A 14,954-nucleotide genomic window follows, 5' to 3' on the forward strand; every position below is an offset into this window, starting at 1 on the left:
TCAGGTTATTGGCAGGTTATCGATTCATCAATGTAAAACTGGAGTGTTTATGAAAAACCCACTATTAACGACGATACTGGCCCTGATGTTTGCAATGGGTCTTGCCGCTTGCGATGAACCAAGCGAAGGTGAACAAGCTGCCGATGCCGTTGAGGAAGCTGCCGACAGTGCGGGCGATGCATTGGAAGAAGGTGGCGACGCGATCGGCGATTCCATCGAAGAAGCGGAAGACGAAATTGAAGACTGATTGTTTTCTAGTGTGAGCTCGGCGGCCAATTGGCCGCCTTTTTTATGCCTGAATTTATTTGGAGATCTTTGAACAACCCTAACAACACACTCACCATCAGTAATCGTTTTTCCAGTTCAATTCAACGCCACCGGCACCAAATTGCCCGCGGGTATAAAGTTCGGCATTGATGCGAGGCGTTAATTGAAATTGCAAGCTGCCTTCCAGGCCCTGTTCGGCCCCAACTCCCGATTCGACTTCCAGATAAATGCGGTCGCTGAGGTATTTGCCCGCTTGCACGTTCACACCGGATTCGCCTTCCTCGTTGGTGCCACTGTCGAGGGTCAGCGCATCGAGCCCGAGCAGGTCGCGGGTGGTGCCAAAGACATCCAGTCCGCTGCCAGGGTTGCGCAGACTGTTCAGTGCCGCCGCCAGTTGTACTGCTTGCAAGGCCGACATTTCAGCAATACTGCGACCAAAGAGTAATCGCGCCAGCAATTCATCATTCGACAGCGACGGGGTTGATGTCAGGTTCAGGCTCAGCTGATTTTGCGTGCCCTGAATGTTCAGGTTGACGGTGATATCGGGCCCTTCGTATACGGCGAGAATATCCAGCAACAACTGACTGCCTTGCACTTGAATGTTGCCACGTTCAATTTCGAAATTTTTCCCGAATGCGGTGTAGGTACCGCGAATCACCTGAAAACGTCCGCCTATCTGCGGGTTTGCCAGGTCATCGGTAATGTCGAGCTCACCCGACAGTTCCGCCGCCAGGCCCTGGCCGTATATTTGTGCACGGCGCTGGGCCCGAAGCCGCACCTCCCATTGCCCGTCTGGCGCGAAAGCACTGCGTTGCCGCGCTTCTTCCTCGGCGGCTTCCTGTTCGGCACTGCGAATGACGTTGAGCGTTGGAGCGCCACTCTGCAGCAGTGAATTAAGCTGAATAATCAGCGGAGAGACATCGAGCAAGCCTTCGATGCGCAAATCACGCCAGGGGCCGGTGACGGTAATGGCCCCGTCGATGGTGGCGTCAACATCGGCACGGCGCACCAGGCGCGCGTTGTTGGCGTCGAATTCCAGATCCAGTTCCGGCATCCACCAGACGTCGCGATTTTCCGGCCAGTTCACATCGCCGCCCAGGGTGACGTCGCCGCCGTTGGTATCGTTGGCGTTCATAGTAAACTGCAGTGTGCGATTGCTGGCCTTGAGCTCGGCACTCATGTCGGCCAGAACAGCGCCACTGGCTGCGTTTTCATAGCGGCCATCGCTGAGTTGGATGCTGCCCGCCCATTCCGGGCGTACCAGTGTGCCAGAGACCGACAACTGGCCATCTACATTGCCGGTGAAATCCTGATCGGGGCGGTTGCGCAGCAGCGGTTCCAGCACGGTGGCATTCAGGGCCATCCTGGCTTCGGCGGTAAAGGGTCTGCGGTAAAGAGGGCCTGCCCAGTCAGCCAGTGCGGTCTGTTCAGTGCTCAGATCGAGCAGCAGGCGCTGCGTTTGTGATTCGCGAACCCGAGCCTGCAAGTGGTGGCGACCCGAGTCGGTTGATACGTCTACTTGCACGTCCAGTGGCCACTGATTCGATGCCCATTCCAGCTCGGCGGACACCGCGGGCTCATCGGGGGTTCCCGACACCTGCAAGACGCCCTCCAGGCTGCCCGCCCAGGTGCTATTGCTGCCCAGCCAACGCTCGGTTTCGGGCACCGACAGCTCGGCCTGCAAATCGACTGAACGACGCGTTCCCTTGCCGCTCACCCGAACGTCACCGCCCGGGCCAAGGTCTGCATAGGCCGAGGTAATCTGCCAGTCATCCATCCTGCCGGCGGCCACCAGATTCAGCTTCCAGCGATCATTACCACGCCCGTTCACCACAAATCCGGCCCACTCACCACCGGCGTTCAATTCGATATCGACTTCGGGGTCGGTCATGACGCCTGCAATACTCGCCTGCCCGTTAATTTCACCGTTGAGTTCGTCATTGAGAGGCAACCCCAGGGCTCGCAACCGTTGCAACGACACCCTCGACAAACGGGCATCGCCTTCAATCTGATCGCCCTGGTTTTCCAGGTCCAGTTGCAGCATGGCCGTGCCCCAGGTTACCTCGGCCTGATGCATGAGCCGGTCACCCAGGGTACCGCTGCCCTGCCAGTCGAGGTCGTAGTCATCGCCCAGATACCGACCGCGGGATTGAACCTGGCCTTCAATGGCCAGGCTGGGCCAGCTGCCTTGAACGCTGACGCGAGCAGAGCTCTCGCCGCTCAGGCTTTCCAGCGCCAGGCTGTCACTCTCGGGCAACCAGGGTGTTATCTGGTCCCAGCCGAGGTTGGTCAGTTCGGTGTCGATATTGAGCGTCAGTGGCGACAGATCAATCACACCGGAGGCCGTTAACTCGCTGTCACCCGATTGCAGCGCCAGCGAACCGAGCGTCAGTTGCGCGGGCGTCAACTCGGTGACCGAGGCCGATAACGTCAGCGCAGTCGCCTCGAATTCGCCGTCGAAGTTCAGATCGGCAGTGACCCTTGGCGCAGTTAGATCGCCTTCAATACGGCCTTGCGCTCCGGCGCGGCCGGTCAAAGAGGCCAGGGTATCTGGTAGGGCAAAGGGCAACCGGCGTACGTCGTTGAGCGTTAGATCGTTGATGGCATAGTCACCGTCAATCGAGCGGGCAAAGGGTTGTACTTCACCACTAAAGGACACGCCGAGTTCCGACCAGTTGAGACTGGCCTGACGAATCTGCCAGCGCTCGCGGTTTTGTGCGGATATATCGGCCTCTGCACGGACCGGCTGGTCGAGCCAGCGACCGTCGAACACCAGATCGGCCGTTACGGCCGGCTCCAGCCAGGCGCCCGACACCTGAACCTCACCGGTAGTGTTACCGGTCAGGTCAGCGAGCAGGTCGGGCATGGCGGGCAGAAAGGGCCGAAGGGTCGCCAGGCGCAAGGCGCCGACCCGGGCGTTCAGATCCAGTGACCGCTCCTGCCAGTTAATCTCCCCGGCCAGCTCTGTTTCGGTGTCGGCCAGTTGTATCCGGCTTTGACCGAGTTGCACCCGGGTCAGGTCGAAGCGCTCTATCTGCAACGCCGCTGCCAGTGTCTGGTTTTGCCACCGGCCTTCCAGGTTCAGGTCGCCGCTGGCGACCGGGTCGGACACGGTTCCGCTCCATTGCAGTTGGCCGCTGACACCCCAGTCCTGTTCAACGGGCAGTTCGACCCCGGCCAACGGCAACCAGCTGGAGCGGATGTCTAGCAATTCGGTCGTCGCATCCAGCGCCAGGGTATCCAGCTGCAGTCGGCCCTGGGCGTTGATGTCGCCCGCCTCGGTGGCCAGGCGGGTGCCGTTCAGCTCAAGCTGTTCCCGGTTGGCGCTCAGGTCAGTCGATAACTCAAAAGGTTCCTGCTGGTAGCTCCCCGCGGTGTCGATACGCCCACGGAACTGCGGGTCGTCAAAGGTGCCGGTCAGGCGGCCCTCGCCCCCGGTCTTGAGGGTCAGAACCTCCGGCCAGGCGGGCACCCAGGGCTGCCAGCGGCTTTGGTCGAGCGCATCCCAGGTCAGTGTCAGATCCAGTTCCCGGGAAGCCCATTGCACCTGTCCATCGGCTTCGACTCTGGCTTCACCCCAGCTTATTTCGGCGGAGTCAATCCTGACCCCCGTGGCCGTAGCGCGGCTTTCGGTCTGAACGCTAAGTGGATCTCCGCGCAGACGTCCCTCCAGCTGTGCACTGCCGTCGAACTGGGGTTGCTGCCAGCCACCGGTCAACTGGCCGGCAACGGACACCGTGCCGGTCAGGTCGGATACCGGGATGAGATCGTTCAACAGCGCCAGAGGCAGCGCATCGGCCTCGATGCCGAGATCGGCCCGGCGTGGCCCGACGTAGCCGCTGAGTCGCGCCCTTTGACCGTCGATATCCGCATTCAATGGCGACAGATATAGGCGTGAATCGGCCGGGCTATAACTGACCTGGCCGGTGATGCCCAGGCGGTGCTCGCGCCAGGGCAGCGCCAGCGTTTCAATGTCTGCACGCCACTGGGATTCGACCTGGCTCAGGCGCAGATCCCATTCGCCGATCAGGGGTTCGTCCAGCGGCCAGTCAATCCAGTTCGCCCAGGAACCGTCAGCGGCGGCATTCAGATCGCCCCGGACACTGAGCGAATCCACCGCATCCACGGTCACCGATGCCGACACGGTCTGATCATCGCCTTCGGTCAATGCCAGTGACAGGCGCGCCGGCCAACTGCCCCAGTTGACTTCCGCATCGGCGTCAATGGCGGTGCGTAACGGCGCCCGACCAGGCAGGTTCAGTTCAAAGTCGGCAATCGACAGCTGGGCGAGCTGAATCGGCGGAATGCGATTCCAGACCGCCTGCAGTTGACCGAGCGGATCGGCGGGTGCGGCGGCATCCGGTTCCGGTTCGGCAGCTGCGCCCCCGGGCACCTCAACGCGCACCCGGTCTGCCGTCAGTGCATCGATCCAGACCCGGCGCTGCCAACTGTATTGTGGCTGCCATTGCAGGTTACCGGCCACGACGTCGACGCTCGGGCCGTTGTCGCCAGCTTGATAGGTGAGGCGATCGAAGCTCAATACATCCAGCGTCGCCCAATGTGGGTTCTCAATGCGCAGCGTTTGGCCAACGAACACCGGCAACCAGCGCTCGGCTTGCGCCAGCAGCGTTAACCGGCCGGTTTCGGTGCCCAGCAGAAACGCCAGACCCAGAGCCAGAATCAGAACCAGGCCCGCAAGCGAGGCCAGGCCAATGAGCCAGGCGCGACGGGCGACAGTGCGCAGTCGAATCGCCATCAGAACGACTGCCCGAGGCTGATGTAGATCTGAAACGCCGGATCACTGTCACGCCCGTTAATGGGGAAGCCCAGGTCAAAGCGAATGGGCGCAAAGCGGGTAAAATAGCGCACGCCAAAGCCGGCGCCGTAGTACCACTCGGACTGTTCAGCCGGGTTCCAGTCTTCACTGATGCTGACGGCATCGCCAAAGAGGACTGCGCCCCAGTTTTCGCTCAGTTGACCGCGCAATTCCAGGCTGCCCTGCCATTGATGGGTACCGCCCACATCACTGCCTTCCAGACCTATAGACCGGTAGGGGTATCCCCGTGCGGAGCCACCGCCGCCGCCCAGCAGGCGGTCTGATGTTGGAATGCGGTCGAGGTCAGCCGAGTCGTTGAAGGGCCACAGCGATGTCCACTCCAGTCGATTGGCGAGCACCAGCTCATCGGTCAGGTCGCGAAAACTGGACCAGCCCAGGTTGCCGACGTAAAACGGGTCGCTTGACCCATTCAGACTCCAGACCGGTTCAAGACCAACGCTGTAACGCAACCCTTTCTGGGGGTTAAAGTCGTTGGGGACTGAATCGTATTCATAGGCCAGCGGGATGCGGATCAGACTGAAGGTATTCCATTCATCGCCGACCCGCTCATCGCTGCGCCGGTAGGCCACACCGTAGCGGTAGGTATCGTTGCGCGAGGCGCGCCGGTCGATGGTGGCCCGGCTCTCGCCGATGTAGAACTCATCGTCGTCCGGTGTTTCATGAGTGAGGCTGTTGTTCCACACCAGGGTGTTGCGCGCGTCCAGAAAGCCGGGCAGCGTCAGCTGAATATTGCCGCTCTGGCGATCCCGTTGCCATTCAGCGCCCAGTTCAAGCCACTGCGCTCGCCCGGCCAGGTTGCGGTGCTCCCAGCCGGCCTTCAGGCCAATGCCCTGGTCTGTGTCCCAGCCGATACCGGCGCTGAGCGTTCGGGGCTCGCGCTGGGTCAGCTCAAAACTCACATCGACCGAGCCATCCTCAGAGCGGTTCAAATTCCGCCGCACCGCTGAGAACAACTGGGTTTCATAAAGATTGATGATGGCCTGGTCAATATTGGCGCGGCTAAAACAAACCCCCTCGCGCAGGGCTGTCTGGCGGCGCAAAAACGCTTCGTCGACCCCTTCCTGGCCGGTAAAGGACACCTTACCCTGAGTCGAGGGGTCGGCCGCACTGACCTGGTAGGTAACCTCGCCGCCGTCGTTCTCTGGCTGCAGACGCACCTCATGGCTGACGTTCAGGGTGAAGTAACAGCTGTCGCTGTCGATGATGGTCTGCAATTCGGACTGGTCGGCCAGAATCGCCTCGGCCACGAGAGGCTCGCCCTCGCCGGACAATGGCCAGGTGTCGGGCAAGGTCACCTCAACGCCTTCAACCCGAACACTCAGCACCTGATACTCCGGGCCGGTATCAACGCGGTATTGCACCCGCTCCTGCACCTCGCCTTCGGTCTCTCCGGCTTCTTCAATGACCCGATGAATGATCTCGGCTTCGTAGTAGCCGTTGGACTCCAGTACCTGGCGCATCTGCTCACGTTCGCCCTGGGCCAGCCGGCTGGCGCGGGGGTTCAGGCCAATCGAACGCAAGGAGTCCCGATAGCCCTGTAACTGATCGCGCAGGTCGTTGCGCAGGCCGCGGTTGCCCGGTGACACCTCGATATCATTGCGCGCGACCGTGGGCAGTTCAGCTGCCTGAGTTGGTACCAGCGCCGCAAACGCCAGCACCGCGCTCACTCCCAGAGCTCGGATGCTGCGGTATCGACGGTTGTGTCGACGATGAAAAATAATGTTAGCTCCTGAACCAGAACGCCCGGCGTTCTGAGCATTGAAACACGGCTACCAGCCTACCTGGCTCGGCTGAACCCCGGCTGAAGCTCATGCTCTCGCCGGATGATATAGCGGCTCCCTCTTGCCATATTCTTAAAAGTAATTTCACGCCAACCATTTATAACCTTAAACTTCGCTGCCTTATACTCTGACGGGTCGGACCGGTTACCGGCGTTCCGGGCCATACACACTCGTTTTCGAGTCAGAGACTGCGACCGCTGCGCGCTCCCTGGCCAAACCAGCAAGGACCTTTCATGAAACGCGATAAAAAACGGGTTGAAGGTGAAGTCTGGGGTGAAGCTCACCTTGAAGACTACCTCAATTTCACTACTTATGATGGCACAGACCCGGATTTCCACTGCCTTTACCGGGCTTATACTCGCATGAACGAGGAGACTTTCGAGCGTTTTGTCACCCTGTTCCGGGAGCGGGGCCGCAACCTGAATGCCACCAACCTGGAAGGCCAGACTCTCGCCGACATCCTGCAAGACCACACCCAGGCACAAGCCTACCGGGATGCGCTGCTGAAGGGTTAACGCCGTTACACATCCGCCCAGGCACTGAACACCTCATCCAGCCGATTCGCGCCGATCACGGTCATCCCCTCGATCGGCTTTTTCGGCGCGTTGGCTTTCGGAATAATGGCTTTGCGAAAGCCATGCTTGGCCGCTTCGGTAATCCGCTCCAGGCCATTGGGCACCGGCCGCAGTTCTCCGTTTAACCCCAATTCGCCGAACACCACCCAGTCTTTGGGCAGGGGTTTGTCGCGCAGACTCGATACCACCGCCAGCAGCGTCGCCAGATCCGCACTGGTTTCGGTGACACGAACACCACCGACCACGTTCAGAAACACATCCTGATCCCCGGTAAACACCCCGCCGTGACGGTTCAGAATGGCGAGTATCATCGACAAGCGGTTGGTATCGAGCCCCACTGCAATGCGCCGTGGGTGGCCCATGCTGGTACCATCAACCAGCGCCTGCAGTTCGATCAGCAACGGCCGGGTACCTTCCCAAACCACGGTCACCACCGAGCCGGGCGACGGCTCGCTGCTCTTGTTCAGAAAGATCGAGCTCGGGTTTTTCACCTCTTTCAGCCCCACATCGAGCATGGCGAAAACACCCAACTCGTTGACGGCGCCAAAGCGGTTTTTGATGGCGCGCAGGGTACGAAAGCGGCTGTCGCCGGAACTTTCGAGCATCACAGACGCATCAATCATATGCTCCAGTACCTTGGGCCCGGCCAGGCTGCCATCTTTGGTGACATGACCGACCAGAATCAGCACCGTACCGGTCTGCTTGGCAAAACGGGTCAGCCAGGCGGCCGATTCACGCACCTGAGACACACTGCCCGGGGCCGATTCAACATCGGGCGCATGCATGACCTGAATGGAGTCGATCACCAGAATCCGCGGCCGGGTTTCCTGGGCGGTTTCGGTAATGGAGGCCACCGAGGTCTCTGCCAGAATCGACAAGGCATCCATCGGCAGATTCAAGCGTTGGGCGCGCAAGGCAATCTGCTGCACCGACTCCTCACCGGAGACGTACAGAACCGGTAACTGGCGCGCCAGATGACAGAGGGTTTGCAGCAACAGGGTCGACTTACCCGCACCCGGATGCCCGCCAATCAACACCGCGCTGCCGCCGACCAGACCGCCACCCAGCACCCGATCAAACTCGCCCATACCGGTCGGAATGCGCGCCTGCTCTTCCAGACTGACATCCGACAGCTTCTGAATCTGACTGCGACTGCCACTGAAGCCCGTGCGCTTGTCGTCCTGAAAATTAGGCTGACGCGCCGCCGCACCGGTGGCTTCACGAAACTCCTTCAGGGTATTCCAGGCCTTGCATTCACCACATTGGCCCTGCCATTTGGAATAATCGGCGCCGCATTCGGAACAGACGTATTGTGTTTTCGATTTGGCCAAGCCTTTGCCTCTTTGCTAACAGTATGAATGATAACGCGTATGAATGATGAAGCTGTTGGGCGCTGCACGACTGACGATGATACCCTATCTGCCGTCAACGACCACGCACAGGATAACCAGATGGAATGGGCACAACTGCTAACCACCGAACGCTATGGCCATCAGGCACTGGGCGCTGAAGAAGTGGGGCGCAGCCACTTTCACAAAGACCACGACCGCATCGTCTTCTCCAGCGCCTTTCGCAAACTGGGCGGTAAAACCCAGGTTCACCCGCTGGCCAAGAACGACCACGTTCACAACCGGCTGATTCACAGCCTGGAAGTCGGCAGTGTTGGTCGCAGCCTCGGCATTCGTGTCGGCGAGCGCATTCGCGGTCAACTGCCCGACTGGATCGAACCCGACGACCTGGGCGTGATTGTACAGAGCGCCTGCCTGGCACACGACATCGGCAACCCGCCTTTTGGCCACGCTGGCGAATACGCCATTCAGGACTGGTTCAAGCAACCGGAAAACGCCTACCTGCTCGAACCACTCAAGGCGACCACCAAGCGCGACCTGACGCACTTTGAAGGCAACGCCCAGGGCTTTCGCATCATCGCCCAGGTCGAGTACCACCTGAACCGGGGCGGCCTGCGCTTAACTCACCCCACCCTGGGCGCCAGCATCAAGTACCCCTGGACCGCCGAGCACGCCACCAAAAAAGGCAAATTCAGCGTATTCGAACCCGAGCTGGCGATCATGCAAAAACTCGCCCACAGCCTCGGCCTGCAAACCGCTGAACCGAATCGTTTTCAGCGACACCCGCTCAGCTACCTGATGGAAGCGGCCGACGATATCTGCTACGCCCTGATCGATCTGGAAGACGCGGTAGAACTGCACATCATAGACTTCGAAGAAGTCAGCAAGGTGTTCATGAACATTCAGGGTGGCTCCGGGCTCGACCTCGACGACGGCGACAACGGCATTTCACCCAATCGCCAACTGGCCGCACTGCGCGGCAAAACCATTGGCATCATGGTCGACGCCGTGGTCGATACCTTTGTGCGACATCAATCAGCGATCATGAACGGAATATTCGACGGCGACCTGATCAGCCAGTGCCCCGATCACATTCGCAACGGCATTGCCCAGGCCAAAGCCCTGGCGCACACCAAGGTGTTTCTCGACACCCAGAAAACCGAAACCGAAATCGGCGCCTACGCGGTGCTCAGCACCCTGCTACAAGCCTTCATGACCGCCGGTTTCGAATTGCACAACAAGCAGGATTACCAGCAACTGAGTTACCGCGCCAAACGGGTTTTCGATTTGATGGGCATGGAAGCACCGTCAGCAACCTGGTCTCCGGATGAGATTTATCACCGGCTGATCGATCACATCGCAGGCATGACCGACAATTACGCCAGTTATCTGGCCAGACAAATCGGCGGGCCTTCGCAGCCGCATTTTGTTTAGAGGCTCAAGTTTCGGAGTTCAGTTTCCCTGGTGGCAATGGTCCGCGCCGGCCACCTGGGGTACCTCTGAGGGGTCGGCGTGAATCTGTCCATGGCGGTCCGACGTCTCGGGCCTAGGCCGCAGGATATGAATCCCTTCCATGGGATTCACCCTTCGGGCTCGCTTCGCTCATGCTAAAACGCTCCTGGCGTTTTAGTCCTTGCTGCGGACTACCCCTCAGAGGTACCCCAGGCAGCCGGCGCTTGTTTTGTGCGAACTCCGAAACTTGAGCCAGGTTAACGTTAGATCTGTGCCTGTGGCTAAAAGCTCCGGCATTGCTTTCTTCCAGTCCACCAGATGACTGGCCTCCAAAGAAAACAAATTCGGTGGCAACCGCCAAGTCGAGTGACGGCTGCCGGGTTAGCTTATCCGGGGGAGTTCGCAGCATGGATGCTGCGATCTAGGCCCCATGGATGGGTCCACGCCGACCCCGGATAAGCTAACCCGGTGGCCGTCACGAACTCACAGCACGATCTTAACTTTTGCCGTGTTTGAGGACTTCGGCGAGGCCAGCTACGGCGCCGCCGACGTTGGACAGCTCGGCTGGGAGGATCAGGGTGTTGTTGGTTTTGGCGAGGTTGCCGAATTCTTTGACGTACTGTTCGGCGATGCGCAGGCTGACAGCATCTTTGCCGCCCGGTGTCTGAATGGCTTCGGCGATTTTGCGCAGGCCTTCGGCGGTGGCGGTGGCGATCAGCTGAATTTCTTCGGCACGACCTTCCGCTTCGTTGATCTGCTTGAGTTTCTCACCTTCCGACAGGTTGATCACTTCCTGCTTCTGACCTTCGGAAACGTTGATCATCGCCTGGCGTTCGCCTTCCGACTTGGCAATGGCGGCACGACGCTCACGTTCGGCGCGCATTTGCTGCTCCAGTGCATCTTTAATGCTGTTGGGCAACTCAATGTCGGAGACTTCGTAGCGCAGCACCTTGATGCCCCAGGGCGCTGCGGCTTCATCCAGCGCGCGTACGACTTCCTCGTTGATCTTGGCGCGTTCTTCAAAGGTCTTGTCGAGATCGGTCTGGCCGATGACCGAACGCATGGTGGTCTGTGCCAGCTGGCTGGCTGCGTTGCGGTAGTTATCGACCCCGTAACTGGCCTTGTGCGCGTCGATGACCTGAATGTACATGACGCCGTCGATGCCAACCTGAATGTTGTCTTTGGTGATACAGGCTTGCTGTGCCACATCGATCACTTCTTCTTTCAGAGTGTGGGTGTAAGCCACCTTATCGATGAACGGAATCAGCAGGTGAAAGCCCGAGTCCAGCGTGCGTGAATACTTACCCAGACGCTCTACTACGAAGTTGCTTTTTTGAGGCACAACCCGAGCCGTCTTGAAAATGACAATGATCACGGCCAGTGCGATACCGCCCGCAAACCAGGTTCCAAAATCTGCAAAAAGATCCATCTTACTTTCCTTATTGAGTGTTAAAAGCGTTAGCGTAACGAGTGTTTATTTCAGCGGTGAGACTTGTTGCGAGCAACCGTCAGGCGAATGCCTTCGTTGGCGATCACCCAGGCTACCTCGCCAGCGCGCAGGTCATCTTCCGACAGGGCATCCCAGGCTACGCCATTGAGAATCACCCGGCCCGCACCCTGATCGAAATCGTGCTCCACGGTTACCCGCTCACCCAGCTCTTGCTGGAAGCTATTTTGCGCCGAGCCGCGGTCGGCAGTCGAGCCGTGAAACCACTGCTTCAGTTGCTTGCGCGCCAGTACCAGGCTCAGCACCGACGCCAGGCTGAACGTCAGCAGTTGCACGGGAACCGACGAGATCAGCCCCACTTGCAGCAGCAGCCCGGTGATGATTGCGCCGATTCCAATAAAAACAGCCACTATGCTGGTCGCAATGAGTTCTGTGAGTATCAGTACGATGCCGGCAATAATCCAGACGAGGGCGGCACTCATGGTGTTCTCCTTATGATTACAGACCCCGGGCCGGGTCTGGTCGGCTGCCAGTCTACCCCATCGCTCTGGCCGGGGTCATGCCTGATTGGCGAGAGACAGCAAGACTGATCGGTGCATCACAGGTCCCGGCCTTTACTGTCGATTTATTGATCCGCAGTTAAGTGGCGTCAACCAGTGTTGGACGGCCCGCCTATCTGGCCCTAGACTCCGGACAGTGATCGCTTACATCCAGCCAGGGACGCAGTAACCAAGGAGTCCGCCACCATGGATGCCAGTCGACTGAAGGCGGTACGCCGCAAGACGCGTGACGTTCTGGGCGATGCCCCCGAGGCATTTATTCAGGCCTTCCCTCCCCTCGACAGCCAACAGCTGGGCCAGGTATTCAGTGAAAATCTGCGCAGCCGTCGTACGGCACTGGGCCTGTCACAAGCGGCCACAGCCCACTGCATGTCGCTGTCACTGACGGCGTTCCGGCGCTACGAAACCGGGCATTCCTTGCCCAAGCTGCACACGGCCATTCGCTGGTCGCTGAGCTGTGGCGTGCCCACAGAATGGCTCCTGCTCAACCCACGCCAGTTGCCGGAATTACCCCCGATTCATGCGTTGAAATGGCAGCCACTGGTCAGCTACATCAGCCTGGCCAACCCGGATCAACTGCACAGCCTCACCACCCTGATCCGCCACCAGAACCCCGATTTCCCCGCAAACCTTGTGGCACCCGATGAACGACCTCTGGCACTCTTTCCCGATGCCCCGAACTACTATCGTCTGGTTGCCGAGAACCTCAAGCCTTTTCGCCTGGCCATTGGCCTGTCGCAATCGGAAGCGGCCAATCTGATCGGCATCAGTGAGGCCAGTTACCGGCTTTACGAATCGCCGCGGCACAACACCGCCATCGGTCTGCAGAGCATGTACGGCATGGTATCGGCGCTGAACATCGATCCCACCACTATGTCGATCAATTCCAGGCTGTACGATTACCGGTGTCAGCAGCGCGACAACCTTTGGCAACTGAACGACTGGGTATCGGGCCTTAAGCCAGCTCAGGCCGACGCTACACTGGCGCTGGTGCGCAATTGTCTGAACCACTTTGAGTTGCTGCAGTCCGATGAGCTGGCAGGCTAGTGGCTTAGTCTGCAGCCAATTGCGCCCGCTTCATCTGGCGCAAATAGGCGTGCATCAGCTCGGCATCCAAACCATGCAGCATTAACCGGAAGCCCGAATGCAGAGTGATCACCGGCACCATGGGGTGGCGATTATTGACCAGGCCAACTGGTAAGGGGTCATTCAACAGGCGGCTCAGGTAGATGGCGATGGTCTCATCAAGCTGCAACGAATTGGCGGCGCGCCAGAAGTCGTGATCGGTCAGCATCAGTGAGTACATGGGCACGTAGGATTCAATGGCCGTCTGCAGGTCAATTACGTTAAAGCGCCCCTGCTTGCCCGGGTCCATCTCGAATTCGCCGTCAGTGATGGCGTCGAAATTCAGCCGTTCCGGGGGTTCCAGTACCCGGCCTTCGGTTTTCAATGTGCTGTTCAGTTCGAGCAGAAAATTGTAGATATTCAGGTCGTGCACGAGAAAGGCGTCTTCTTTCAGGTCGGCCAGGGTGCGCGGGCGCAGCGGGTCCGTCGTAGTGATGGCGACCCCGGCGTTGTCGGCGATAAAACGCAGGATTTCCGTGCCGATGTGGAAATGGCGCAGGATCAGATAATTGCTGTCGCGCCGCACAAAGTGCTTCAGGCCCCAATAAATGGTGCGGTGCAGCGCACGCGGCCAGGCCCAGTGCTTGGGCAGCACCATGCGCACCAGCTTAACCACAATAATGCTCAGCCGGGCGAAAGGACGGACCAGCGGCAGCAGATACCGGCGGGATTTGGAGTTATAGCCTCGCAGCAAGGCCCGTTTGGCCGGTTCGTGCAACTCGAGGCTTTGATCCAGATACAGCGCCAGCCAGGGGTTGGGGTCGTGCGGGTCGATGCGCTGATGTTCAAAATCGAGATCCCAGTTCATCCGTAGTGCCCCACTTCTTCCAGTTGCAGCAAATACAGCCGTGCGGTTACTGCTGCGGTTTCCACCAGGGTATCGGCCATGCCCGGGATGTCGAGCACGCCGCTGCCCAGTACCTCTTCCAGTTCGGCCAGATGGTCCGGGTCGTGATCAGCGTGGTAGCGATAGAAGCCGGTTTGGGCGTCGTTCAACGAGAGGCTTGCTGTTACCGCCTCGGCAAAGGAGCGGGCAAACCACTGGCCCAGCCCTTCAATGATGAACATGGCACCGAGCAGATCGAAAGGGTTGGGCTGACTGGCGCGGTGGTACATCCAGGCTGAGAGTGCCATTGAGCCGAGGTTCTTGCGGGCATCGGCGAGGTCGTCCGGGTTTCCGTCGCAGGCGGCGTAATCCCTTGCCAGCATTTCATAATCCCGATGTTCGGTGACCGCGTGTCGCAAAAACAATGAGCGCTGCTCCAGATAGGGCCGGCTGACCGAGGAAGCGGCCCGGCTGATCCAGCCGCTGCCTTCAATGACCTGGGCGTAGTGGTCTTTGAGCAGAGTGCGGTAGTCCGACAGTCGAATCCGCCCGGCGTGAGCATCGGCGATGATGGGGACAGCGCGCAGGCGACCTTCAAAATCCCCCCAGATACGGGTCAATCGGCGCATTACCTGTTGAACATCCGGGCTGGTGGTGCCAGAAGCGCTGGCCGGGGGCGTAACACTCTGGGTTGATCCGGTATCGATTTGGTGTGTTGTCGTCATAGCAGACTCC

Annotated in this window: 11 protein-coding genes; 4 read left to right on the top strand and 7 right to left on the bottom strand. The window is 59.4% G+C overall.

The window, feature by feature from the left end; translation table 11 throughout:
- Positions 1–49: 49 nt before the first annotated feature.
- On the top strand, positions 50–247 hold the full coding sequence (locus tag EP166_RS12690; protein WP_127557507.1) for a hypothetical protein: 198 nt from the start codon (positions 50–52) through the stop codon (positions 245–247).
- Positions 248–343: 96 nt separating this feature from the next.
- Here the strand turns inward: EP166_RS12690 and EP166_RS12695 are convergent, their stop codons facing one another.
- Positions 344–5,023: a translocation/assembly module TamB domain-containing protein gene (locus EP166_RS12695; RefSeq protein WP_127557509.1), complete on the bottom strand. Its 4,680-nt coding sequence runs from the start codon at positions 5,021–5,023 to the stop codon at positions 344–346.
- A complete protein-coding gene (locus EP166_RS12700) occupies positions 5,023–6,762 on the bottom strand; it encodes an autotransporter assembly complex protein TamA (protein WP_127557511.1) in 1,740 nt (579 codons plus the stop codon). Before EP166_RS12700 ends, EP166_RS12695 begins: the two co-directional genes overlap by 1 nt.
- 356 nt (positions 6,763–7,118) lie before the next feature.
- Between EP166_RS12700 and EP166_RS12705 the strand changes: the two genes are divergently transcribed.
- Complete coding sequence (locus EP166_RS12705) at positions 7,119–7,400, top strand: PA4642 family protein (RefSeq protein WP_127557513.1); 282 nt, start codon at positions 7,119–7,121, stop codon at positions 7,398–7,400.
- A gap of 5 nt (positions 7,401–7,405) precedes the next feature.
- Here EP166_RS12705 and radA read toward each other — a convergent pair whose 3' ends face one another.
- Positions 7,406–8,791, bottom strand: coding sequence for a DNA repair protein RadA (gene radA / locus EP166_RS12710; protein ID WP_127557515.1), 1,386 nt, complete (start codon positions 8,789–8,791; stop codon positions 7,406–7,408).
- Between the two features lie 39 nt (positions 8,792–8,830).
- Here radA and EP166_RS12715 point away from each other — a divergent pair, with 39 nt between their 5' ends.
- Entirely contained in the window at positions 8,831–10,243 is a 1,413-nt protein-coding gene (locus EP166_RS12715) for a deoxyguanosinetriphosphate triphosphohydrolase (protein ID WP_246026287.1), read from the top strand.
- A gap of 514 nt (positions 10,244–10,757) precedes the next feature.
- Here the strand turns inward: EP166_RS12715 and EP166_RS12720 are convergent.
- Positions 10,758–11,690 (bottom strand): SPFH domain-containing protein, encoded by a 933-nt coding sequence (locus EP166_RS12720; protein WP_127557516.1) that lies wholly within the window; start codon positions 11,688–11,690, stop codon positions 10,758–10,760.
- A 50-nt stretch (positions 11,691–11,740) separates the two neighbouring features.
- On the bottom strand, positions 11,741–12,190 hold the full coding sequence (locus EP166_RS12725; RefSeq protein ID WP_127557518.1) for an NfeD family protein: 450 nt from the start codon (positions 12,188–12,190) through the stop codon (positions 11,741–11,743).
- Between the two features lie 264 nt (positions 12,191–12,454).
- Here EP166_RS12725 and EP166_RS12730 point away from each other — a divergent pair, with 264 nt between their 5' ends.
- Positions 12,455–13,315 carry a helix-turn-helix domain-containing protein gene (locus tag EP166_RS12730; RefSeq protein WP_127557520.1) on the top strand — a complete coding sequence of 287 codons (861 nt, stop codon included), beginning with the start codon at positions 12,455–12,457 and terminating at the stop codon, positions 13,313–13,315.
- Between the two features lie 4 nt (positions 13,316–13,319).
- Here EP166_RS12730 and EP166_RS12735 read toward each other — a convergent pair whose 3' ends face one another.
- Together EP166_RS12735 and EP166_RS12740 are read right to left on the bottom strand one after the other, a co-directional pair.
- Positions 13,320–14,201 (bottom strand): DUF6999 family protein, encoded by an 882-nt coding sequence (locus EP166_RS12735; RefSeq protein WP_127557522.1) that lies wholly within the window; start codon positions 14,199–14,201, stop codon positions 13,320–13,322.
- Positions 14,198–14,944 (bottom strand): iron-containing redox enzyme family protein, encoded by a 747-nt coding sequence (locus tag EP166_RS12740; protein WP_127557524.1) that lies wholly within the window; start codon positions 14,942–14,944, stop codon positions 14,198–14,200. Before EP166_RS12740 ends, EP166_RS12735 begins: the two co-directional genes overlap by 4 nt.
- Positions 14,945–14,954 lie beyond the last annotated feature (10 nt).

This window comes from Saccharospirillum alexandrii, from assembly GCF_004000275.1.
Lineage (GTDB): Bacteria > Pseudomonadota > Gammaproteobacteria > Pseudomonadales > Natronospirillaceae > Saccharospirillum > Saccharospirillum alexandrii.

What these genes read in the sequence shown, in the direction of transcription:
- EP166_RS12690 (WP_127557507.1), top strand. Translation starts at nt 50, where the DNA reads ATGAAAAACCCACTATTAACGACGATACTGGCCCTGATGTTTGCAATG.
- EP166_RS12695 (WP_127557509.1), bottom strand. Translation starts at nt 5,023, where the DNA reads ATGGCGATTCGACTGCGCACTGTCGCCCGTCGCGCCTGGCTCATTGGC.
- EP166_RS12705 (WP_127557513.1), top strand. Translation starts at nt 7,119, where the DNA reads ATGAAACGCGATAAAAAACGGGTTGAAGGTGAAGTCTGGGGTGAAGCT.
- EP166_RS12715 (WP_246026287.1), top strand. Translation starts at nt 8,831, where the DNA reads ATGAATGATGAAGCTGTTGGGCGCTGCACGACTGACGATGATACCCTA.
- EP166_RS12720 (WP_127557516.1), bottom strand. Translation starts at nt 11,690, where the DNA reads ATGGATCTTTTTGCAGATTTTGGAACCTGGTTTGCGGGCGGTATCGCA.
- EP166_RS12725 (WP_127557518.1), bottom strand. Translation starts at nt 12,190, where the DNA reads ATGAGTGCCGCCCTCGTCTGGATTATTGCCGGCATCGTACTGATACTC.
- EP166_RS12730 (WP_127557520.1), top strand. Translation starts at nt 12,455, where the DNA reads ATGGATGCCAGTCGACTGAAGGCGGTACGCCGCAAGACGCGTGACGTT.
- EP166_RS12735 (WP_127557522.1), bottom strand. Translation starts at nt 14,201, where the DNA reads ATGAACTGGGATCTCGATTTTGAACATCAGCGCATCGACCCGCACGAC.
- EP166_RS12740 (WP_127557524.1), bottom strand. Translation starts at nt 14,944, where the DNA reads ATGACGACAACACACCAAATCGATACCGGATCAACCCAGAGTGTTACG.